This window comes from Rhodoferax sp., from assembly GCF_018063565.1.
In the GTDB taxonomy this organism is placed as follows: Bacteria; Pseudomonadota; Gammaproteobacteria; order Burkholderiales; family Burkholderiaceae_C; genus Rhodoferax.
In genome coordinates this window covers 46,465-47,910 of the sequence record NZ_JAGPBB010000022.1, presented here as the reverse complement: position 1 = coordinate 47,910, position 1,446 = coordinate 46,465, and the positions used below count along the sequence as shown (strand labels likewise).

At 61.8% G+C, this 1,446-nt stretch carries 1 protein-coding gene; it reads left to right on the top strand.

Annotated elements, in window-relative coordinates; translation table 11 throughout:
- Positions 1 to 86: 86 nt before the first annotated feature.
- On the top strand, positions 87 to 1,446 hold a 1,360-nt coding region (locus KBF66_RS07405), incomplete at its 3' end, for a DUF5666 domain-containing protein (protein ID WP_296654636.1).

Sequence of the window (1,446 nt, the reverse complement as noted above, 5' to 3'; positions counted from 1 at the left end):
TGGAGCAACGCCAACGCATGACCTTTGGCATTTACTTCTATACCGAGCCAACCGACGGCAACACCTCTTGAACCATGGGAGCCCGTATGCACACACTGACTTTGCGGCTTGTCACCCGGCTCCTCCTTGCCGTGCTGCCTCTGTGCCTGGTCGTCACCAGTCCGATGGCACTGGCCCAAAATCCATGCAACGGGGCCGCCTCTCTGATTAACCCGGCGCTGGCTACCCCAGGCATTGGCGGCACAGGTGCGCCCAGCGGCTTTGCGACACCCGGCATTGGCGGCACGGGCGCGCCGGAGCTCCAGCCAAGGGCACCCGGTGGCAATGGACCAGCGGTCGCACAGACACCCGGTATCGGTGGCACTGGTCTGGCACTCGACGGCGCTGGCGACATTGGTGTGGTGGGCGTAATCACCGGCTTCGCCAGCATTTGTGTGAACGGCATCGAAGTCCATTACGACAGCTCTACGCCAGTGACAGCAGACGGACAGCCGATCCATGCGCGTGCCCTGGCGGTAGGCCAGGTCGTATCAGTCCATGCCGCCGGCGCGGGAGACCAGTTGTCAGCCCGCAACATTGCGGTCACCCATGCAGCCGTTGGACCGGTGGGGAAAGTTGACCACGCCACTGGTCGCATGCAGGTACTGGGTCAAACTGTGCTGGCTGGCAACCCGCAAGCGCTCACGCGGATTCAGGCAGGAGACTGGGTTCGGGTCAGTGGACATCGTCTGGCGTCGGGCGACATCTCCGCCTCGCGCCTGGAGTCAATTGCCCCACAGGCTCAGGCCAGCTTGATGGGCCAGGCCAGCCGCGTTGACGGGCTGGGTTTTATGGTCCACGGTGCGTCGGTACGAATGGACAACGGTGCCTCGCCACCAGTTGCCCCTGGCGCTGAGGTCAACGTGCGTGGCCGCTGGGACGGTCGGGTCCTGCATGCACAACAGGTTGGCATGGACCCGGCGCAACGCAGTCTGTCCAAAGTGACCCGGGTTGTGTATGAGGGCTATTTGCACGCGCTGCGTGGCAATCAGATCAACGTAGGAGGCAAAGTACTGAATCTGGCGCCCGAGACTCGCATCAGCATGGACCCACGCAGCCAGATGGCGGTCAACCAACGCGTTCAGGTGAGCGGCCGCGTGGATGCCAAAAACGGCGTGACCGTTGATCGAATCCAGGTGCGCTCCGGGCCTTCCGATCTGGGGCGCACACGCGTCTCACGGAGCAGCAGCGACCAGGACAGCGATGATGCCGATGAGCGTCAGCAAAAGGTCGATGACGACAGCAAAACCAGCAAAGATTCAGACGACAGCTCAGGGAGTTCTTCCAGCGACTCCGATGATGATTCTGATGACAGCAAATCCGGATCGTCCAAAGAAACGGACTTATCCAGTGGATCGGGTAAAAACTCATCCGGCTCATCCGGCTCATCCGGCTCATCCGGCTCAT